This window comes from Kluyvera sp. (genome assembly GCF_965301105.1).
Window position 1 is genome coordinate 1 of the sequence record NZ_CBDKZX010000068.1, and the last position, 21,348, is coordinate 21,348.

15 protein-coding genes are annotated in these 21,348 nt (G+C 53.6%); 5 read left to right on the forward strand and 10 right to left on the reverse strand.

Translation table 11 applies throughout. The features are described 5' to 3' along the window. On the forward strand, window positions 1-549 hold a 549-nt coding region (locus tag ACW14G_RS17980), incomplete at its 5' end, for a hypothetical protein (RefSeq protein ID WP_455648705.1). Window positions 550-649: 100 nt separating this feature from the next. Here the strand turns inward: ACW14G_RS17980 and ACW14G_RS17985 are convergent. Beyond that, complete coding sequence (locus ACW14G_RS17985) at window positions 650-1,210, reverse strand: hypothetical protein (protein WP_249022998.1); 561 nt, start codon at window positions 1,208-1,210, stop codon at window positions 650-652. 544 nt (window positions 1,211-1,754) lie between these two features. Here ACW14G_RS17985 and eco point away from each other — a divergent pair. Continuing rightward, window positions 1,755-2,246 carry a serine protease inhibitor ecotin gene (gene eco, locus ACW14G_RS17990; protein ID WP_163449024.1) on the forward strand — a complete coding sequence of 164 codons (492 nt, stop codon included), beginning with the start codon at window positions 1,755-1,757 and terminating at the stop codon, window positions 2,244-2,246. A 99-nt stretch (window positions 2,247-2,345) separates the two neighbouring features. Here eco and mqo read toward each other — a convergent pair whose 3' ends face one another. Then, a complete protein-coding gene (gene mqo, locus ACW14G_RS17995) occupies window positions 2,346-3,998 on the reverse strand; it encodes a malate dehydrogenase (quinone) (RefSeq protein WP_249022997.1) in 1,653 nt (550 codons plus the stop codon). Window positions 3,999-4,271: 273 nt separating this feature from the next. Here mqo and ACW14G_RS18000 point away from each other — a divergent pair, with 273 nt between their 5' ends. Continuing rightward, a complete protein-coding gene (locus ACW14G_RS18000) occupies window positions 4,272-5,489 on the forward strand; it encodes a SulP family inorganic anion transporter (protein ID WP_249022996.1) in 1,218 nt (405 codons plus the stop codon). Here ACW14G_RS18000 and mgtE read toward each other — a convergent pair. The 6 genes from mgtE to ACW14G_RS18030 form a co-directional block, all read right to left on the reverse strand. Then, the gene (gene mgtE / locus ACW14G_RS18005; protein ID WP_163449027.1) at window positions 5,452-6,888 is read right to left on the reverse strand and encodes a magnesium transporter; all 1,437 of its coding nucleotides are present in this window, start codon (window positions 6,886-6,888) and stop codon (window positions 5,452-5,454) included. The two genes, ACW14G_RS18000 and mgtE, sit on opposite strands and share 38 nt — an antisense overlap. 131 nt (window positions 6,889-7,019) lie before the next feature. After that, the gene (locus ACW14G_RS18010) at window positions 7,020-8,663 is read right to left on the reverse strand and encodes a multidrug ABC transporter permease/ATP-binding protein (RefSeq protein WP_163449028.1); all 1,644 of its coding nucleotides are present in this window, start codon (window positions 8,661-8,663) and stop codon (window positions 7,020-7,022) included. 82 nt (window positions 8,664-8,745) lie between these two features. Continuing rightward, window positions 8,746-9,390, reverse strand: a complete 645-nt coding sequence (gene alkB, locus ACW14G_RS18015; protein WP_223803017.1) for a DNA oxidative demethylase AlkB — start codon at window positions 9,388-9,390, stop codon at window positions 8,746-8,748. Next, window positions 9,384-10,451 (reverse strand): bifunctional DNA-binding transcriptional regulator/O6-methylguanine-DNA methyltransferase Ada, encoded by a 1,068-nt coding sequence (gene ada / locus ACW14G_RS18020; protein WP_249022994.1) that lies wholly within the window; start codon window positions 10,449-10,451, stop codon window positions 9,384-9,386. Before ada ends, alkB begins: the two co-directional genes overlap by 7 nt. Before the next feature lie 73 nt (window positions 10,452-10,524). Next, the gene (gene apbE / locus ACW14G_RS18025) at window positions 10,525-11,577 is read right to left on the reverse strand and encodes an FAD:protein FMN transferase ApbE (protein ID WP_249022993.1); all 1,053 of its coding nucleotides are present in this window, start codon (window positions 11,575-11,577) and stop codon (window positions 10,525-10,527) included. A gap of 102 nt (window positions 11,578-11,679) precedes the next feature. Next, entirely contained in the window at window positions 11,680-12,855 is a 1,176-nt protein-coding gene (locus tag ACW14G_RS18030) for a porin OmpC (RefSeq protein ID WP_163449032.1), read from the reverse strand. An 835-nt stretch (window positions 12,856-13,690) separates the two neighbouring features. Here ACW14G_RS18030 and rcsD point away from each other — a divergent pair. Beyond that, window positions 13,691-16,369: a phosphotransferase RcsD gene (gene rcsD / locus ACW14G_RS18035; RefSeq protein ID WP_163449033.1), complete on the forward strand. Its 2,679-nt coding sequence runs from the start codon at window positions 13,691-13,693 to the stop codon at window positions 16,367-16,369. A 15-nt stretch (window positions 16,370-16,384) separates the two neighbouring features. Then, window positions 16,385-17,035 (forward strand): response regulator transcription factor RcsB, encoded by a 651-nt coding sequence (rcsB, locus tag ACW14G_RS18040; RefSeq protein WP_064544005.1) that lies wholly within the window; start codon window positions 16,385-16,387, stop codon window positions 17,033-17,035. A 117-nt stretch (window positions 17,036-17,152) separates the two neighbouring features. Here rcsB and rcsC read toward each other — a convergent pair whose 3' ends face one another. Together rcsC and ACW14G_RS18050 are read right to left on the reverse strand one after the other, a co-directional pair. After that, the gene (gene rcsC / locus ACW14G_RS18045) at window positions 17,153-19,999 is read right to left on the reverse strand and encodes a two-component system sensor histidine kinase RcsC (RefSeq protein WP_223803020.1); all 2,847 of its coding nucleotides are present in this window, start codon (window positions 19,997-19,999) and stop codon (window positions 17,153-17,155) included. A 125-nt stretch (window positions 20,000-20,124) separates the two neighbouring features. After that, the coding region (locus ACW14G_RS18050) for a DNA gyrase C-terminal beta-propeller domain-containing protein (RefSeq protein ID WP_455648706.1) at window positions 20,125-21,348 on the reverse strand (1,224 nt) is incomplete at its 5' end.

Here is a 21,348-nt window from a genome sequence, read left to right on the forward strand (position 1 = left end):
CCAGAAATGTTATACTCTTATATCACTGTTAACAATCAAGTGAAAATAAGAAACTATGAAGTATATAAAGGTCTTTTAGAAAAAGATAAAAACATCACTGTTCCTAAGTATTACTTCCCCAAAACCTTAAGAGCCGGTGACTCTATTAACTTATTCCATAACCCTGCTAACATAGCAAAATATTTCGGTTCTAAAAAGCCAATTAATGCTCATATTATGAAATATGACTTTTCTGTTATTCTGACAGGAAACAGGTATCCTATACACCACTCAGGGATTAATAGCTTATACCTTGGAAAAGATAAGCTTTATTCAGGTTCAACAATTGCTTTAGATATTAGCCCTTCTGATTTTGTAAAAAGCGAAAGTAACTATCGTTTAATCATCATTGATCACAATGGTAAGAAAGAGAACATAAAATCAAATGAAATCAATGAAATATATGATATGAACATCATTGGTTTCACCTCGAAATTCAACCCAAAAAATATATCAAAAATAATTTACAAAGATGTCAACGATAATCCAATAGTGCTATTATCTCGATAAATATAAAGGGCTACGTTGTAGCCCTTTATTTGCCGGTGTAGCAAAAAACAAACTGATAATATTTAAAGAGATATCGAAACTATCCTACACCCCCTTAACCTCAGTAGTGGAAACCCCCACCTGTACGACCGCCACCGATATGATCTCCACCACCTAAACCATGAGCGCTGTGAGAGTTGGCGGCATTGTTGGCACCGTTGCCGGTTCCATGCTCGCCATGATCAAAGCCTGAAGAATGGCTATTTCCACCGTGCGCTGGTTTGCTAAATACACTGTGGTAGGCAATAGCAACTTGTGTTGTTGGGGGGAGAGATCCCGCGGCGACAACACCATTTTTGGTTTGGACCTTAGTTGCCGGATTAAGGCTTGAAGCCGCGACATTCATGGTGTTAGCTGACACGTTAGCAAGATTATCTTGTGCCGCTTTCAAATCGGCCTGGGCCTGTGAACGTAACGCCCCCGCCTCACTGGCCGCTTGCGCCCAGCCCACAACAGTACCATGACCATAATTCGCATTTACAGAATCAACATCGCCTTGTGCCGCATCCAGCATACGTTGAGCATGAGCAACTTGTTGTTGCGCGGCAACCATATCATCAGCAGCGTAAGCCACTGTGGTACCCAATAAAGAAACCACTATCAATAATTTATTAACAAACATAAACCATCACCATTAACAATAATTAAAATACAAACAGTCACATAATGAAATAAACATACACTATTTTTATTTTACGACGCGAATTAATTAATTATGAAAATGAATGATATTCAACCATGATTGATTTAAATCAATTTAAATACGCCTTTTATTTCATCCGAAAGTGCTATAAGTCACATATACATGGTGACAAATTTATGTATCTAATTAAGATAATTTTTTGTTTAAAAAATGATGCGTTAATACTGTTGATAAGCCATTCAGAATAAGATACCTGGTTCTGCTTATTCCTTTATCCCTTTGTTCTTTTTCATCTTTTCTCGGCCTTTGCAAGATTAGTCGAAAAGTATAAAGAATAAACACCCCTTCAAAAACAAGCATAAAAGCAGACAAAAAACACAAGAAAGCAGCATCAAACACTCATAAAACAACAAAAACACAAAATATAGAACCATTCCTAATGCAAAATACAGTAAAAGACGATTACCATTCACCTCAGGAATGCTATGCTTTCCTCGTTACAACTGATAAAAAAGGATGAACAGTGAAAAAATCACATAAGCTTGCCGCTTCATTACTCGCCATCGCTTGCGTATCCAGCAGCGCCTGGGCCGCAGAACAGCCGCTGGAAAAAGTTGCCCCTTACCCGCAGGCTGAGAAAGGTATGAAGCGTCAGGTCATTCAGTTACCGGCGCAGAAGGATGAGTCGGCCTATAAGGTAGAGTTATTGATTGGTAAAACGCTGGAGGTTGACTGCAACCATCAGCGTCTGGGCGCCGAGCTGGAAAGCAAAACGCTGGAAGGCTGGGGTTATGACTACTACGTGGTAGAGAAAGTCAGCGGCCCGATGTCAACGATGATGGCCTGCCCTGACCAGAAAAAAACCAAGAAATTCATCACCGCTTCGTTGGGTGACGATGGCATGCTGCGCTACAACAGCAAGCTGCCGATCGTGGTTTACGCCCCGGAAAATGTGGAAGTCAGATACCGCATCTGGGAAGCCCAGGAAACGGTACATAACGCCGAAGTGCGTTAATGAACGCTCGCCATCTCCCCAGGAGGTGGTTTAAAAAAGATGATAAAAAAACCGGCGATGCCGGTTTTTTTTACAGCCTGATAATAACCTGTCCCGCATTTACAGCGCGATATCAGCAACCTCTTTCACCGGCACGGCTTTCGGTGTCGTCTGAACAGCCGGAACCGGATCCGCTTCACGCGGCGATTCATGACGCAGACCCAGTACCTCACTGGTGTAGGCCAGCGTTTGTTCAATCAGGTGCGGGTTTTCGGTCAGCGTTGAGCCATAAGTTGGCACCACCGCGCGAATCTTGCTCTGCCATTCAGCAGTTTGCATCTTATCCTTAAACACTTTCTCCATCAGTTCCAGCATGATCGGCGCCGCGGTAGACGCGCCTGGCGATGCGCCCAGCAGCGCGGCAACGGTACCTTCATCGTCGCTCACCACTTCGGTACCCAAACGCAGCACGCCGCCAATGCGGGCATCGCGCTTAATAATCTGTACACGCTGGCCTGCCTGCCACAGACGCCAGTCCTGCTTTTTCGCCATCGGGTAGTAGGCGCGCAACGCAGCATGACGATCTTTATCTTTCTGCAGCACCTGGCTAACCAGATATTTGACCAGATCGAAGTTATCCAGGCCCACGTTAAGCATCGGCAAAATGTTGGATTTATTGGTAGACGCCAGCAGGTCCCACAGCGAACCATTTTTCAGGAAGCGCGTGGAGAAAGTGGCGAACGGCCCAAACAGCACCACGCGTTTACCGTCGATAATACGCGTATCGATATGCGGTACCGACATCGGTGGTGCGCCCACGGAGGCCTGGCCATAGACTTTCGCCAGATGGTGATTCACCACTTCCGGGTTCTCGCACACCAGGAACTGACCACCAACCGGGAAGCCCGCATACTCTTTTGCCTGCGGGATTTTGGTTTGTTGCAGCAACTTCAGCGCCGCCCCGCCCGCGCCAATAAAGATAAACTTCGCTTTAATCGTGCGTTTTTCATGGCTGTTGTTAGCGTCTGAAACCGTCACGCTCCAGCTGTTATCTGCGTTACGACGGAAACGGCGGACCACGGTGTTCAACTGGAGCGAAAAACCATCACGCTTTTTCAACGCATTGATCAACTGACGAGTGATCTCGCCGTAGTTCACGTCGGTGCCGGCTTCGGTACGCGTAGCGGCGATTTTCTGCTGCGGATCGCGCCCTTCCATCACCAGCGGCGCCCACGCTTTGATCTGCTCGTGGTCTTCGGAATAGCGCATGCCGTTAAACAGCGGGCTCTTCTGCAACGCACGGTAGCGGGCGCGCAGGAAGTTGACGTTGTCATCGCCCCACACAAAGCTCATGTGCGGCACGGTATTGATAAAGCTTTTCGGCTGCGTCAGCACGCCGCGTGTGACCTGATGCGCCCAGAACTGACGAGAAATCTGGAACGCTTCGTTAATATCAATGGCTTTTTCAATGCTGACAGAGCCGTCAGCTTTTTGCGGAGTGTAGTTCAGTTCCATTAGCGCCGAGTGCCCGGTACCGGCATTGTTCCAGCCGTTTGAGCTCTCTTCCGCAACGCTCTCCATTTGCTCAACCATGGTAATCGACCAGTCTGGTTCAAGCTCCTGCAGCCACGTACCCAGCGTAGCGCTCATAATTCCGCCACCGATCAGCAATACATCCGTCTCGTGAACTGCACGAGCTTTCGCCTTATTCGCCACAGAAGTCTTCTCGGTACCCGATTTCTGTGAGTTGGGTACAGCTATCTTTTTTTTCATCGTAGGGGGCCTTACTTGACTGTCGAGTTGTTACACGCAGGTAAAAACATCCGTACGGTTACGTTACCACCAGGACGGGAAAATTTAAATATTGTTTAAAATTTAAGTTGAGTTTTGAGATCTGTTATTAAAATGTTTAATAAATGTGTACAGAAAATGAGATTTGGTACTAGTAGAATGTGACGGGAAGCGGTATTATTCCCCCCTTTGTGATGGTACGCACGGAAGCTGTGGCTTATAGAAAACCGGCCATCGATAACCTGCGAATAACCTATGTCGAACATCTCCTCATTAAGCATTCTGCGCTCGCCATCTCTGCTCACCCGCGAAATCCTGGCTGGCGTCATTACCGCTCTGGCACTGATCCCTGAAGTGATCTCGTTTTCGGTGATTGCTGGCGTTGACCCTAAAGTTAGCCTGATCGCCTCGGTCGTGCTGTGCCTGAGCATGTCGTTCCTTGGCGGACGCCCGGCGATGGTCACGGCAGCCGCGGGTTCGGTCGCGCTGGTTATCGGCCCGATGGTCCACGTACACGGCGTGGCCTACATTTTACCTGCGGTTTTGTTGGCCGGCATCATTCAAATTTTGTTTGCTCTGTGCGGCATGGCGAAACTGATGCGCTTTATTCCCCAGTCTGTAATGACGGGTTTCGTTAACGCGCTCGGTATTCTGATTTTCTTTGCCCAGGTGCCGCACTTCTGGAGCAGAAGCCCGCTTATTGTCGCGCTGTTTGCCGCCACGATACTTATCGTACTGTGGCTACCGCGCGTAATGAAAAGCATCCCTTCCCCACTGGTTGCCGTCGTGCTACTGACGCTGTTTACCGTGACCAGCGGGCAGACCCTACCCACCGTCGGTGACGCGGGTTCAATGAACGGCGGCCTGCCGGGGCTGACTCCATGGTTAGTGCCTTTTAACCTGCAAACGCTGCAAATTATCTGGCCCTGCGCGCTGAGTATCGCCTTCGTCGGGCTGATGGAATCCCTGCTCACGGCGAAACTGGTGGACGACCTCACCGCCACGCCGTCCAACAAAACGCGTGAAAGCGCAGGTCTGGGTATCGCCAATATGCTGGCCGGTTGCTACGGCGGTATTGCCGGCTGCGCGATGATCGGTCAGACCATCGTCAACGTGGAGATGGGAAAAGGCCGCAGCCGCGTTTCAACGATTGCCGCCGCGCTGGTGCTGCTGCTGTTGGTGACCGCGTTAAGCGAAGTGATGGCGAAGATACCGATGGCGGTACTGGCGGGGATTATGGTGATTGTGGCCGTTAAGACCTTTAGCTGGCCAAGCCTCCAGCCCGCGACGCTCAAGCGTGCGCCGTGGCCGGAAACGCTGGTGATGCTGGTCACCGTTGGCGCAACGGTCAGTACCGGTAATCTGGCGATTGGCGTACTGGCGGGGATCATCATGATGGCGATCGTGCCTGCACGCCTGAAGCATCGTGCGAAGCTTAAAGCAGAAACACCGTCGCCAGCCCCAGAAAAATAAAGAAACCGCCGGTGTCGGTGATCGCGGTGATCATCACGCTCGAGCCGACCGCCGGGTCGCGCCCAAGCTTAGCCATGATCATCGGGATCAGCACCCCCATAATCGACGCCACCAGCAGGTTCAGGATCATCGCCAGCGTCATCACACCGCCGAGCGCCAGATCGTCATACAGTAGCCAGGTCACAGTGCCCATAATGCCGCCCCAGACGATACCGTTAATCAGCGCCACCCCCATCTCACGCAGGATCAGGAACGAGAAGTTACCCGGCTGAATATGCTGTAAAGCCAGCGCGCGCACGATCATAGTAATCGTCTGGTTACCGGTATTACCGCCAATGCCCGCGACGATCGGCATTAACGAGGCCAACGCCACCAGCTGCGAAATGGTGTGTTCAAATCCATCAATCACGCGCGAGGCGATAAACGCAGTACAGAGGTTGATGGCCAGCCACGCCCAGCGGGTTTTCACCGCTTTCGTCACCGGCGCAAACACGTCTTCTTCACTGCTCAGACCGCCCATACGACGCAGATCGCTGTCGGTCTCTTCATAGACGACGTCAACGATCTCATCGATGGTCAGACGCCCCATCAGCTTACCCTGTGAATCAATCACCGCGGCGCTGATTAAGTTGTCACGTTCGAAGGTACGAGCCACGATTTCTGATTTTTCTTCCGGATGGAAGGCGACCGGATCGGATTCCATCACCTCATGCACAAACTTGTCCGCTGAATTGAGCAGGATGGTTTTCAGCTCCAGCTCGCCAATCAACGTCTGATCGCGCTGGATAACGAACAGTTTATCGGTGTTCTCCGGCATTTTACCCAGGCGGCGCAAAAAGCGCTGCACCGAGGCCAACGTGACGTCCGGGCGAATGGTAATCACCTCGAACTCCATGATCGACCCCACCTGCTCGTGGGCGTAGTTCATCACCTGACGTACGCGCGCACGCTCTTCCGGCGACATCGACGCCAGCAGGCGTCCGGTCAGGTCGCGCGGCAGGTGCTGCACCAGGTAAATCTGTTCGTCGATATCCAGCGTTTGCAATGCATCGAGCAACGCCCGGTCGCTCATATCTTCGATGAGGTCGTCCCAGACGTTCTCCGATGCTTCCAGCAACACCTTCCCGCGACGATCGTCTTCGACCATGTTCCACAATGCATGGCGCTCTTCGGACGGTAACGCTTCCAGGGTATCGGCGAGATCCGGCGGCGGCAGGTGCGCCACTAAGCTGCCGACTTCAGCGAGGTCGTCAACCAGGGTGCCTTCATCGTACTGCTCGGCGAGCGTGAGTTTGCCCAGCAGCGCGGAAGTTACCGCTTTATCGGTGGTCAGCAGCCAGATCAGGCGCTGACGCTCTTCATCGCGCAGGCGGGCGCTGTTCTTTTTCAACAGAGACATGAATAATCCTTATTCGTGAGACGTCGCCCAGCCGGATGGCCGGGCGAATTAAGCATAGCGCGGAGAGATGTAAAAAAGTTTAAACAAGCCGCCCGTACGGTGAAAAAATCGGCAGAGCGGCAAAAAAAACGTTAGGCGGTACGGGCGACGGCGTCGCGGGAAGCGCGTTCACGCTCCTCGCCCACCAGTTCACTCAGCTGACCATTGCGCATTTCCAGCAGACGATCGGCATGAATAAAGTAGTGATCGTCATGGCTGATAGCAAAAATGGTTTTCCCCATCTGTTGCATCAGCGGCAACAATATCTGGTAGAACTCGCGGCGGAAGTGCGGATCCTGATCGGCGGCCCACTCATCAAGCATAATGATGTCGCGTTCTTCCGCCAGCGCCAGCAGCAGCGCCACGCGCTTCTTCTGCCCTTTTGACAGCTTCAGATCCAGAATGCGCCCGTCCTCCAGCTTAATCTTGTGCGTCATCTGTAGCTGAGTCAGCCATTTCTCAATCAGCGCCGGGTCCGCGTTCTTGCCTTCCGGGCCTAATAGCTGGTCAAACAACCAGACATCGGTAAACACCGCCGAGAACAGCTTGCGGTAGTCTTCCGGCTTATCGGCCGCCAGCGGCTGACCGTCCAGCAGAATCTGCCCGGATATCGGTTGATACAGCCCGGTCAGCAGCATCGCCAACGTCGATTTACCGCTGCCGTTGCCGCCAATCAGAAAGACCAACTCGCCACGCTTGAGCGTCAGGTTCAGCGGGCCAACCGCGAAGGTGTTGTCTTCATAGTGGAAGGTCACATCGCGCAGTTCCAGCGTCTGCCAGTTCGGGTGCGCCGTCGGCTGCGGGAAAGTTTCCTGATACGGCGCCAGCGCGAATTTATTCAGTTTATTGAACGCCACCTGCGCGCTCAGCAGCGTGGGCAGCGCGCCCACCGCCGACAGCAGCGGCGTGCGCAGGAACAACAGCGTGAGCGAGTAAGTAGCGGCAACGTTGGTGTCAGCCCAGCCGAGGCTGTTCGCCATCCAGAACACCAGCCCAATGGCCCCCAGCATCATGATATTTGACCAGTTGACCGCGCTCAGATGGAAGGTGTCGGCCCGCACGATATGGTGGCGATAGTCTTTGGCATTCGGCGTGAATTTTTGTTCGAAGACGTACTCCGCGCGCTCGCGATTCAGGGTCAGCTCTTTGCGCCCTTCCAGCACCGTCTGGTAATCGTCGTACAGCCGATCCTCGGTTTCACGGAGTGTCGCCATATGTTTATACACTCGCGCCACCAGCACGAAGCCACCCCAGATGGTCAACGCCATCCACAGGGCGGTAATCAGCAGCATTTTGCTCGACAACATCGCCAGATAGGCCGCGGAACCCACGGTCAGGATGATCCCCTGCACCAGCTCCGGCAAACGCACGAAAGCGATGGTGATCGCACGGATATCGCTGGTCAGCCCCGCCAGCAACGCAGCACTGCCCAGCTTCTCGACGCGCTCCACCTGGGTATCGAGGATCCGTTTGATAAATTCCCGGCGCAGGCGATAGACAAAATGGTGGCCGAGCGTGGTCAGCGCCAGCTGTGAACCCAGCGTGACCGCCATCAGCAGCAGCAGCAAACCAAGAAATTCCGGCAGTACGGCAAGCGTGGTATCAACCGTCTCAATCAGACGTACGTTAATAAATGCGATAAGCCCGATACCGAGCGCGGCGCTCAACAGGCTTAAGACGATAACGCCGATAAAAGGCCAGCGATACTGACGCCAGACAAGTAACAGAAGTTCCATAGCAATGACCAGGGCAAGAAAAAACAGCCAGCAGTGTAAACTGCTGACAGACTACATCAAGAATAATTCTTATTTTTATTTGTCATTCCGCGGCACGGCGGAAGGTCAGGTTATAGCGCCACGGGCCGACCTGCGGGTGGCTCCCCTCTTTGAGCGGCAGAATCGCGTGATAAAACAGCCGCGACTCACCGCCCCACACCACCACATCGCCATGCTCAAGCAGCACGCGTTGCAGCGGATCGCTGCGATTCAGACCACCGAACTGAAACACCGCAGGCAGGCCGAGCGAAACCGACACGATTGGCGCGTCCAACCGGGCTTCGTCTTTATCCTGATGCAGCGACAGCTTCGCCCCCGGCTGGTAACGGTTAATTAAGCAGGCATCGGGGTTAAACGTGGGGTAACCCGCGCCAGTTGCTGCCTCCTGCGCCAGTTGGCGAAAACAGTCCGGCATCGCGGGCCAGGGTTTTCCGCTCTGCGGATCAACGGCGGCGTAGCAGTAGCCATGACGGTCCGTACTCCAGCCAAGCGGGCCGCAGTTGGTCATCGCCACCGACATGGTATAGCCGCCCGGCGTGACCATATGACGAAATGGCGAGACCGCCGCCACCTGCTCGATAGCCGCCAGTAGCGCGGTGCTGTGCGCCCGCGCGAACCGGCGTAGGATCACCGCGCCAGGCGCCAACGGTTCCGACCACGGCGCCTCGTCGGCAAACAAATCTAACATTCGCTCTCCTGTTCTTTTTCACGCGCAAGCAATCGGGCTTTACGGGCCACGCCCCAGCGGTATCCCGACAGGCTGCCGTCGCCACGCACCACCCGGTGACAGGGCACCAGTATCGCCAGCCGGTTCGCCGCACAGGCGCTGGCCACCGCACGCACCGCTTTCGGCTTGCCAATAGCCTCTGCCACCTGCTGGTAGCTGCGGGTTTCACCGAACGGAATGGCGCGTAGCGCCTGCCAGACCTGCTGCTGAAACGCGGTGCCGCGGATATCTAACGGTAAGCTCATCGCCGCCGCGCGCGACTCGAGGCTCGCCATCACAGCGGAAGTTGTCTCGCGGACTTCCGCCCCGGCAACCAGCAGCCTGGCCGCCGGAAAACTCTGTTGTAGCTCGCTAAGCAGGCTAGCCTCATCGTCCCCCAGCAATACGGCGCACACGCCGCGCTCACTGAGCGCCACCAGGCAGCGCCCTAGCGAGCACTTACCGACGGTATAGTGAATCTCCGTCGCTTCGCCGCCCCGACGGCGGGTACGCGCGGTCATCCCTAACAGCGCGTCGGCGTGGCGATAGTAGCTGCTGCTCGACGGAAAGCCCGCCGCCAGCACCGCCTGCGTCACCGGTTCACCCTCGCTCAACGCGTCCCGCAGGCGGTTTGCGCGCCAGGCCTGTTGCCAGGCTTTTGGCGTTACGCCAGTTATTGATTTAAACATGCGATGGAAGTGATACGGGCTGACCGCGACCGCCTGCGCCAACACGTCAAGCGTGACCGGGCTATCCTGCTCCAGCAGCCGACAGGCGTGGGCCACTTTGGCAATTTTCTGCTGCTCAGGCGAGAGCGCATCCGGCTGACAGCGTTTGCAGGGACGAAAACCGCCCGCCAGCGCCGCGCTGGCATCGCTGAAAAAACGGACGTTCTGACGCAGCGCATGACGCGCGCGGCACGAAGGACGGCAAAAAATGCCGGTGGTCAGCACGGCAAAGACAAACTGACCGTCGGCTTTCGCATCGCGATCGAGAACCGCCTGCCAGCGCGCCTCGTCGGTGTGTAGAGTATCAATCGTCATAACAGGCTCCTCCTTCTAGTGTAACTGCCACAGTGCCTAAAAGGAGGAAATAAAAAACCCGCAATCTTGCTTTCTAATTTTTCCCGTTGACCAGGAAGGCGCGAAACTGCGGCGACATCCAGGTGGTAAAACCGTCGCCTTCTTTCATTATCATATACACTGCCAGCCCCTGCTCGCGCACCACCTGCTGGGCTTTTTCGGTCCCCAGCACCATCAGGCCAGTATCCCAGGCGTCGGCTTCCAGTGCGGTCGGCGCAATGACGGTCACCGACACCAGCTTGTGCGTTATCGGGCGTCCGGTTTGCGGGTCGATCACGTGCGAAATGCGTTTACCGTCGAGTTCATAGTAGTTGCGGTAGCTGCCCGAGGTGCTGATGCCATGACCGTTAATATCCACGATCGCCTGCACCGCGTTTTCCCGGTCGGTCGGTTTCTGAATCGCTACCCGCCACGGCTGGCCGTCGGCGTTCATTCCGCGGCTCACCAGCGCGCCCCCTACGGAGACCAGATAGCGAGAGATACCTTCTTCAGTCATCAGACGCGCCAGATGATCGGCAGCATAACCCTCACCGACGGTAGAAAGATCGACGTAAAGATCGGGGATCGATTTTTGCAGATACTGCCTGTCCGCGCGGTTGATAACGGTTAACTTGTCCAGCCCGGTACGCGCTTTCGCAGCGTCAATCTGCGCCTGAGTTGGCGTACTGACCGGCTGTTTGTCCGGGCCAAAGCCCCAGAGGTTCACCAGCGGGCCAACGGTTATGTCCATCGCCCCCTGAGTTTTACGCCCAATGCGCAACGACTCGGTGACGATATCCGCCATCGCTTCATTGACCGGCCACGGCGTGGTGCTCCGCGAGTGGTTGAAGCGCATCAGCGCCGAGTCATTCTTCCAGGTCGACAGCAGACGATCGTCGCCATCAAGTTGGGTTTGTACTTTGGTACGGAGCTCTTCCGCCCGGGCCTTATCCACACCCACCACGCTCACGCGCCAGAAGGTGCCCATAGTCTTCCCTTCCAGCACGGTTACCGCGGCTTTGGGCGTCGCCGGCGCGCTGGCGTTATCACAGCCCGTCAGCAGAATCACGACGCTCAACAGCGCCATTCGTAAAAAAGTCATTTCCATCCGTTATTACCCTCCTGCAATCGGCGCAAGAGTACACTAATTTGCTGAAATTCGGCACAAAAAAAGGGGCCAAAGGCCCCTTTTGCAATGGTCTTAACAGTATTAGAACTGGTAAACCATACCCAGTGCAACGATGTTATCGGTAGAGATACCAGCGGCCTGAGTGAAGTCGTTTTTGTCCAGCAGGTTGATTTTGTAATCAACGTAGGTAGACATGTTTTTGTTGAAGTAGTAAGTCGCGCCCAGGTCGATGTATTTCAGCAGGTCCTGGTCACCGTAGTTCACGATACCGTTGTCGATGTTCTTACCTTTAGACTGCAGGTAAGCGATGGACGGACGCAGACCGAAGTCGAACTGGTACTGTGCAACCACTTCGAAGTTCTGAGCTTTGTCAGCAAAACCGTAAACGCCAGCGTTCGGGGAACCACCGAAACGAGTTGCGTTGTAGGTCTGGGTGTACTGAGTTGCCAGATAGATGTTGTTAGCATCGTATTTCAGGCCAGCAGAGTAGGTTTCAGCGCGGTCGCCGCTACCGTAGATTTTGCTGGTTGCGCCAGTCGGAACGCCGGTGTTTTCATCACGAACAACGTAAACGCTGTTGTTCTGGTCGGTAGTACGTTTAGAAGAAGAGATCGCACCACCGATGCTGAAGCCTGCGCCCAGATCGTAGGTCAGGGAGCCGCCGAAGCCGTCACCGTTCTGTTTCAGAGCCTGACGACCGTTAGCAGTCGCGCCTTCGCCGGATACGCTGCCGTTTTTACCTTGGTACTGCAGAGCAAAGTTCAGGCCGTCAACCAGACCGAAGAAGTCGGTGTTACGGTAGGTCGCAACGCCGTTAGCACGGGATTGCATGAAGTTGTCAGAACCGTAGGTGTCGCCGCCGAATTCCGGCAGAACGTCAGTCCAGGAAGTTACGTCGTAAACAACGCCGTAGTTACGACCGTAGTCGAAAGAACCTGCGTCAGCAACGCGGATACCTGCGAAGCCTACACGAGTCCATGCCTGGTCAGAAGAACCTTCAGTGTTGTTCGCCTGAACGTTGTATTCCCACTGGCCGTAACCGGTCAGCTGGTCGTTAACCTGAGTTTCGCCTTTGAAGCCCAGACGAACGTAGGATTGGTCGCCGTCAGCGCTATTGTCGCTGGAGAAGTAGTGCAGACCATCGACTTTACCGTACAGATCTAATTTGTTGCCGTCTTTGTTATAAATTTCAGCCGCATTTGCTGCGCCTGCTACCAGCAGAGCCGGTACCAGGAGGGACAGTACTTTAACTTTCATGTTATTAACCCTCTGTTATATATATATGCCTTTATATATGCCACTGCTTACTGATTAACCCTCATTAATCAGTCGGCAGACCCATTGTGCTGTAAAAACAGGAATAATCCAACAGGAATATGATACGAAAACCATTCAAATGTTTCATTTATCCACATAGATGTTTCTAAATGTAAATTTGAGGGAACTTTTATAAGCACAAAAGGACCATAAAAATAGCACTAATAATCAAAAACAGAAAAAATACATACACGAAATCAATAGGTTAAAAAACATAAAAGGTATAGCACTGAATGGTAAAACAAAACCTTCACCCATAACTAAAATAGTCAGTGCTATCATCATTAACTTTATTTATTACCGTCATTCAGTTCTGAATGTCTGTTTACCCCTATTTCCACCGGATGCTTCGCATCCGGTTTTTTTTACCTTTCTTTACGCAAACTTAATCAACGTGTGCTACCCATCGTAAATTATAACGACTATTAACTAATCGTTTTTCAGCCAAATAAATGTCATTGCACACCGATAACAATTAATGTCTTGTTATTTAGTGCTATTTCTCCTTGTGATTTGGTAAATAATTGTACAATACAGTCTGAATTGTACAGATTATCCCCAATATTGAATTTTCCCGCGCTCAAATAATAAAACGCCTTTTCGTTCCAGCGGATCACCGCATCCTTACCCACGACGATTTTGCCTCGTTGATACATCCTGGTGAATTTTTTGTATATACTGCCTGCAGTACAAAAACAGGGTTTGCATGCCTCAACGCGTTATAAGCTTGAGCATATCCTCATTCAGATGCCGTTATGATGGGTTACACACGCCAATGAGTCAGTCCGACAAGATGAGCCCGACGAAATTCTCCCTGCTTCCTGGGAGCATCACGCGTTTCTTCCTTCTTATGATCATTGTCCTGCTGGTGACGATGGGCGTGATGATTCAGAGCGCGGTTAACGCATGGCTGAAAGACAAGAGCTACCAGATTGTCGATATGACACATGCCGTACATAAGCGCATTGATACCTGGCGCTACACCACCTGGCAAATCTACGACAATATTGCCGCTTCCAGTACCAACGCCGCTCCTGGCGATGGCCTTCAGGAAACACGACTGAAGCAGGACGTCTATTATCTGGAAAAACCACGGCGTAAAACCGAAGCGCTGATTTTCGGTTCTCACGACAGCGCGACGCTCGACATTACCCAGCGAATGTCGACTTATCTCGATACCCTATGGGGCGCAGAAAATGTGCCGTGGTCGATGTACTACCTTAACGGTCAGGACAACAGCCTGATCCTTATCTCTACGCTACCGCTCAAAGATCTCTCTTCCGGCTTTAAAGAATCGACGGTGGGCAGCATTGTTGACTCGCGTCGCGCCGAGATGCTCCAGCAAGCCAACACGCTGGATGAACGTGAAACCTTCTCATCATTACGCCGCCTGGCCTGGCAGAACGGACGCTACTTTACGCTGCGTACCACCTTTAATCAGCCGGGGCACCTGGCGACCGTCGTGGCGTTCGATTTGCCGATCAACGACCTGGTTCCGCCGACCATGTCGCTGGACAGCTTCCGTCTCGAGCCCGATCCAGCGCAGAATGCCCAGCGCAGCCAGGAGAAAGATCCGGGCGACAGCGTTGCCATCAACTTTAATAGCTCACGCATTGAGATTACCTCGGCGCTGAACACCACCGGTATGCGCCTGGTGTGGCAGGTGCCGTTTGGCACCTTGTTGCTGGATACCTTCCAGAACATCATGCTACCGCTGCTGCTGAACATTGGCCTGCTGGCGCTGGCGCTGTTTGGCTACTCCACCTTCCGTAATCTGCCCACACGCGGCAGCACCAGCAGCAGCGTGTCTTCAAGCGGCACCAATAATGAGCTGCGCGTGCTCCGAGCAATTAATGAAGAAATTGTCTCTTTATTACCGCTGGGGTTGCTGGTACACGACCAGGAATCGAACCGCACGGTCATCAGCAATAAAATTGCCGACCATCTGCTGCCGCACCTCAACCTGCAGAACATCACCAGCATGGCGGATCAGCATCAGGGGGTGATTCAGGCCACCATCAATAATGAACTGTATGAGATTCGCCAGTTCCGCAGTCAGGTATCGCCGCGTACACAGATTTTCATCATCCGCGATCAGGACCGTGAAGTGCTGGTGAACAAGAAACTCAAACAGGCGCAAAGACTGTACGAGAAAAACCAGCAGGGCCGCGCCGCGTTTATGCAGAACATCAGCGACACGCTGAAACAACCGATCAAGGCATTAGCAAACGAAGCCAGCCACATCGATACCCCGGACAGCCAACGGCTGGCTAATCACGCCGATCTGCTGGTACGGCTGGTGGACGAAATTCAGCTGGCGAATATGCTGGAAAATGACAGCTGGAAAGGCTCCTCCACGCAATTCTCACTGCAAGAGCTGATCGATGAAGTGGTGCCGGAGGTATTGCCGTCGATCAAACGCAAAGGGCTGCAGCTGTTAATCAACAACCAGGTCCCGGCCAAAGAGCAGCGCCACGGCGACCGCGACGCGCTACGCCGGATCCTGCTGCTGCTGATTCAGTATGCGGTCACCACCACCCAGATTGGCAAAATTACCCTTGAGATCAGCGCTGAGGAGTCGGCGGAAGAGCGCTTAACCTTCCGCATTCTCGATACCGGTAGCGGCGTATCGCATGGCGAAATCGACAATCTGCACTTCCCGTATCTTAACGATACCCAGTCGGATCGCTACGGTAAGGCCAACGCCCTCACCTTCTGGCTGTGCGATCAGCTGGCGCGTAAGCTTGGCGGTCATTTGAATATTAAGGCGCGAGAATCGCTGGGGACCCGCTATACGCTGCACGTGAAAATGCCGGTGCGTGAAGAAGACGCAGAGGTGGAAGAACTGCTGCTTGATGACGTGGTCGCCATGGTGGATATCACCTCTAACGAAATCCGCAATATTGTCACGCGTCAGCTGGAAAGCTGGGGGGCAACCTGCATCAGCCCGGATGAGCGCGCAACAAGTCAAGAATTTGATCTGTTTTTAACTGATAATCCGTCTAATCTTACTGCTTCCGGCTTGCTTTTAAGCGATGATGAGGCTGGAGTACGCCAAATTGGCCCTGGTCAACTGCGCGTCAACTTTAACATGAGTAACGCTATGCAGGATGCCGTGCTCCAGCTGATTGAAGAGCAGCTGGCGCAGGAAGAAGTCTCGGAATCACCATTGGGTGGTGATGAAAACGCCGAGCTTCAGGCCAGCGGCTATTATGCGCTGTTTGTTGATACGGTTCCGGAAGATGTTAGCAGGCTGTATACTGAATCCGCAGCAAAGGACTTTGCCGCACTGGCACAGACAGCTCACCGCCTTAAGGGTGTGTTTGCCATGCTAAATCTGGTACCTGGCAAGCAGTTATGTGAAACGCTTGAACATCTTATTCGTGAGAAAGATGCATCCAGCATAGAAAAATACATCAGCGACATTGACGCCTACGTCAAGAGCTTGCTGTAGCAAGGTAGCCTTTACATGAACAATATGAACGTAATTATTGCCGATGACCATCCGATTGTGCTGTTCGGGATTCGTAAATCCCTGGAACAGATTGAATGGGTAAACGTTGTAGGCGAATTTGAAGACTCCACCGCGCTAATTAACAACTTACCAAAACTTGATGCCCACGTGCTGATCACCGACCTCTCCATGCCTGGAGACAAGTACGGCGATGGCATTACGCTGATTAAGTACATCAAGCGCCATTTCCCTGGACTGGCGATTATCGTACTGACCATGAACAACAACCCGGCCATTCTGAGCGCCGTGCTGGATCTGGATATCGAAGGGATTGTGCTTAAGCAAGGCGCCCCGACGGATCTGCCAAAAGCGCTGGCAGCCCTGCAGAAAGGGAAGAAATTTACCCCGGAAAGCGTTTCTCGTCTGCTGGAGAAAATCAGCGCTGGCGGCTACGGCGACAAACGCCTGTCGCCGAAAGAGAGTGAAGTTCTGCGTCTGTTCGCAGAAGGTTTCCTGGTGACCGAAATTGCCAAGAAGCTGAACCGCAGCATTAAAACCATCAGTAGCCAGAAAAAATCGGCAATGATGAAGCTGGGCGTGGAAAACGACATCGCGCTGCTGAACTACCTCTCCTCCGTGACGCTGTCGCCGTCAGACAAAGACTAAACCTTGTTGCTTATCGGGCCTGCTTTCCGTAGGCCCGATAAGCGCAGCGCCATCGGGCAACCTCGCACAAATTGCCGGATGGCGGCGTTGCCTTATCCGGCCTACCAACAAAATCCCTTACTCTCGCGCTTTACGCACTCTTGCGGCATACACCGTCAGCGTTTGTTTCAACACGTCCAACGTTACTGGCTTCGACAGGCAGCTATCCATACCCGACTCCAGGCAACGCTGCTTCTCTTCTGCCAGCGCGTTTGCCGTCACGCCGACAACCGGTAGCGTCAGCCCCAGTTGGCGAATGCGCTGCGTCAGACGATAACCGTCCATATTCGGCATGTTCACGTCGCTCAGCACAATATCGATATGGTTCTTACTCAGCACGTTCAGCGCGTCAACGCCATCGTTGGCGGTCTTGCACTGATAACCTAACGATCCCAGCTGATCGGCCAACAGACGACGGTTAATCGGATGATCGTCGACCACCAGGATCATCATATCGTCGTTGCTGTCCTCCGGAGCTTCCGGCGTCGATTGCAGTTCTTCCACGCCGCCCGTCGCCACCTTAACCCGATAAATGCGCCCCAGCAGGCTCATCAATTCATGTGGCGAAACGATGCTGTGCACCCATTGTCCCGGCGCGAACTCCTGGGGAATGCCGATATGTCGACGGCAGAAGACTACTGCCGCTCTGCCTGCCCACGGCTGTGAGAGCTCATCATCGGTGATTAACACATCATCCGGCGCTGGCGTTTCTCCGTCATAAATCCGCACGTCCATGCCGTGGAAAGCGAGCAGCGACTGAATAAAATCAGCCAGCGAAGCGTTACGCACCGCCAGCCAGCAGCGAATCTTCGCCAGACCGTCAATCTCCAGCGGCGTGGCGTCCTGCTCGCCGTACAGCGGAATACGCAGCGTAAACTGGCTGCCCATACCTGGTTCGGTATCGACGGCAATATCGCCGTCCATCATATTGACCAGCTTTTCACAAATTGCCAGCCCCAGCCCGGTTCCCTGGAAATTACGCTGCACGCCCGTTCCCACCTGGAAGAACGGGTCAAACAACCGCACCACCTCTTTGGCCGGGATCCCAACACCGGTATCGCGGATACTGATGCTCAGATAGTACCCTTCCCGCTTGAGATGCAGCACGATGCAGCCGATATCGGTGAACTTAATGGCGTTGCTCAGCAGGTTGGAAATCACCTGCTGAAGGCGCATTGGGTCGCCCATCAGCTTCGTCGGCACATCCGGCTCGATAAAGCAGTACATTCCCAGCTGTTTTCTGACCACCAGCGGCAGATAGTTGGCGGTGATGTGGTTCATCACCTCCTTCGGTGAGAATTCGCGCGGCTCAATTTTTAGCTGCTCGGACTCAATTTTCGAGAAGTCGAGAATATCGCTGATGATTTTCAGCAGCAGCCCGGAAGAGTTATTCATCGCCGTCACCAGGCGGTCAACGCCCTTCGGCAGCTCTTTGGTCTGTAACAGGTCCAGGTTACCGATAATCCCGTACAGCGGCGTACGCAGCTCATGGCTGACGGTGGCCAGGAACATCGATTTCGACTGGCTGGCCTGTTCAGCCGCCTGCGCCATCTCCTGTAGCGACTCTTCCATTTTGACGCGGGAACTGACGTCCACCAGCACGCAAATCGCCACGTTTTCGTTGCGATAGCGCGAATGCACGAAGCTGATTTGCAGGTTGGTGTTGTTGCTGGTCAGCACATCGACGAAGTTAACCTGCTGGCCGCAGATTATCTGCGTCAGCCGCTGGCGGTCTTCGTGGGTCAGCATGTTGAGATAATTGTGCGCCAGCTCGTTACTCAGGATATTGGTTCCGTCCTGGGTACGCAGAATACAGATCCCTACCGGCGCCGAAGCGACGATTTTACGGTTGAACTGCTCGTGCTCTTCCAGACGTAATGCGTCAGATTCAGCGGGTAAGAAAATTCGCCGCTCGTACATCCGCGCCATGGTAAACAGCGCGATACCGGTGAGCAGGTTCAACAGCAGTGCATTAAGCACCAGAATACGAATACGCTCCAGGACCGCGTCCAGCGGTACTGAATAGACAATGCTCAATGACGAAGGTGCCAGCGTTTTCTTCAGCACCAGCTCACGATATCCGGCGGTGTAGCCAAACCACAGCCGTTCCTGCATCCCGCGCGTGCTGATACGCAGACGTGTATCCGGCCCGGCCAGCGAGATCAACGTATTGCCATTATCATCAAGAATCGACACGCCCATGGGCATACTGCCCGGAGTAAAGAAGTTTTCGGCGCGGATGGTTTGCTCCACGCCCAGCAGTGCCTGCAGGCGGTTAGCTAAATAAACCGGCGTCAACGCGTAGAAGTAACCAACGCTATGGCGCGGCCCCTGTCCGACCCAGAACAGATTGCCGCCGCGATCGTCCTGCGGCGCATTACGGTAGTCCATAATGCGCTGGTGCAGCTCTTTCAGCGCTTCGGTACGCTCAACCGGCATTTCGCGCAGGCCAAAGTTGGCCATACAGAGATTGTCGCTGCCGATCAGAAAAACACGATTAAGGTCATAAGCCGCCGAGAAATTTTCACGCCAGTAGCGCAGGAACCAGGCCAGCGACTCCAGCGGCCCACGCCAGGTGGTATCGAGCGCGCCGCAGTCGGAGTCAGAGAATAGCGGCTCAAAATCCGGCACGTCAGAACTGTCTTTTGAGGAAATGGCGGGCAACACGCCGTTGGCGGCGGTTAAGCGGTTTTCCGCAATGTACTTCAGCTCCTTTATCACGTCGGAGGTTCGCTGGAAGTAGCGCTGCGCCTGATCGGAATTGAGGTTAAATTCCTGGCGGATTTCAGACTCTTTCTGATGCAGAGCATTCACAATATAGAACACCGACACCAGCGCGATAAGCAGCCAAAGCAGCAGCGCCAAAGCCCGGAACAGGTAGCGTGAGACTTTCAGCGTTGTGCGAAAGGAGACAAGATATTTCAAGTTGACGAAACTCCGCCGTCAATGGCAAACAGGATGTGGTTAAGTTAGCGGTAAAAGACTTTTACCGCAATGTTAATGAAAAAAGGGCCGGTTTTCACCAGCCCTTTCGCAACGTCATATCACGATTACTCGTCTGCGTCGTCCGCAACGTCGTCATCGCTGTCGGTTTCCGGCGCGATTTCATCATCGCCTTCCGCCACGCTACCGTCGATAGCGTCCAGCTCTTCGTCGTCAACCGGCTCGGCCACGCGCTGCAGACCCACCACGTTTTCATCTTCCGCCGTACGGATGAGGATCACGCCCTGGGTGTTACGCCCTACCACGCTAACTTCCGATACGCGAGTACGCACCAGGGTGCCCGCATCGGTGATCATCATGATCTGGTCGCAGTCATCAACCTGTACCGCGCCCACGACGGAGCCGTTACGCTCGGTCACTTTGATAGAGATAACGCCCTGCGTCGCACGCGACTTGGTCGGATACTCTTCAGCAGCGGTACGTTTACCGTAGCCGTTCTGGGTCACGGTCAGGATAGCGCCTTCGCCGCGCGGAATAATCAGCGACACAACGCTGTCTTTTTCCGCCAGCTTGATACCACGTACGCCGGTCGCGGTACGACCCATCGCACGCACGGCATCTTCTTTAAAGCGCACCACTTTACCTGCGGCGGAGAACAGCATGACTTCATCGGTTCCGGAAGTCAGGTCAACGCCAATCAGCTCGTCGCCTTCGTTCAGGTTCACCGCGATAATTCCGGCAGAACGCGGACGGCTGAACTCGGTCAGCGCCGTTTTCTTCACGGTACCGCTGGCGGTCGCCATAAAGACGTTCACGCCCTCTTCGTACTCGCGAACCGGCAGGATAGCGGTGATACGTTCGTTCGCTTCCAGCGGCAGCAGGTTAACGATCGGACGGCCACGCGCGCCGCGGCTGGCTTCCGGCAGCTGATAGACCTTCATCCAGTACAGACGACCACGGCTGGAGAAGCAGAGGATCGTATCGTGGGTGTTGGCCACCAGCAGGCGGTCGATAAAGTCTTCTTCTTTAATACGGGCTGCTGACTTGCCTTTACCGCCACGACGCTGAGCTTCGTAATCGGTAAGCGGCTGATACTTGACGTAACCCTGGTGAGACAGCGTCACGACAACATCTTCCTGGCTGATCAGATCTTCGATATTAATATCGGCGCTGTTGGCGGTGATTTCGGTACGACGTTCGTCACCGAACTGTTCGCGAACCAGCTCCAGCTCTTCGCGGATCACTTCCATCAGACGCTCGGCGCTGCCCAGAATGTGCAGCAGTTCAGCGATCTGTTCCAGCAGCTCTTTGTATTCGTCGAGCAGTTTTTC

Excerpts from the sequence above, each read along its gene's own strand:
- ACW14G_RS17985 (WP_249022998.1), bottom strand. The coding sequence starts at position 1,210 with ATGTTTGTTAATAAATTATTGATAGTGGTTTCTTTATTGGGTACCACA.
- ACW14G_RS18000 (WP_249022996.1), top strand. The coding sequence starts at position 4,272 with ATGTCGAACATCTCCTCATTAAGCATTCTGCGCTCGCCATCTCTGCTC.
- ACW14G_RS18030 (WP_163449032.1), bottom strand. The coding sequence starts at position 12,855 with ATGAAAGTTAAAGTACTGTCCCTCCTGGTACCGGCTCTGCTGGTAGCA.
- apbE (WP_249022993.1), bottom strand. The coding sequence starts at position 11,577 with ATGGAAATGACTTTTTTACGAATGGCGCTGTTGAGCGTCGTGATTCTG.
- mqo (WP_249022997.1), bottom strand. The coding sequence starts at position 3,998 with ATGAAAAAAAAGATAGCTGTACCCAACTCACAGAAATCGGGTACCGAG.
- rcsD (WP_163449033.1), top strand. The coding sequence starts at position 13,691 with ATGAGTCAGTCCGACAAGATGAGCCCGACGAAATTCTCCCTGCTTCCT.
- alkB (WP_223803017.1), bottom strand. The coding sequence starts at position 9,390 with ATGTTAGATTTGTTTGCCGACGAGGCGCCGTGGTCGGAACCGTTGGCG.
- ACW14G_RS18010 (WP_163449028.1), bottom strand. The coding sequence starts at position 8,663 with ATGGAACTTCTGTTACTTGTCTGGCGTCAGTATCGCTGGCCTTTTATC.
- mgtE (WP_163449027.1), bottom strand. The coding sequence starts at position 6,888 with ATGTCTCTGTTGAAAAAGAACAGCGCCCGCCTGCGCGATGAAGAGCGT.
- rcsB (WP_064544005.1), top strand. The coding sequence starts at position 16,385 with ATGAACAATATGAACGTAATTATTGCCGATGACCATCCGATTGTGCTG.
- ada (WP_249022994.1), bottom strand. The coding sequence starts at position 10,451 with ATGACGATTGATACTCTACACACCGACGAGGCGCGCTGGCAGGCGGTT.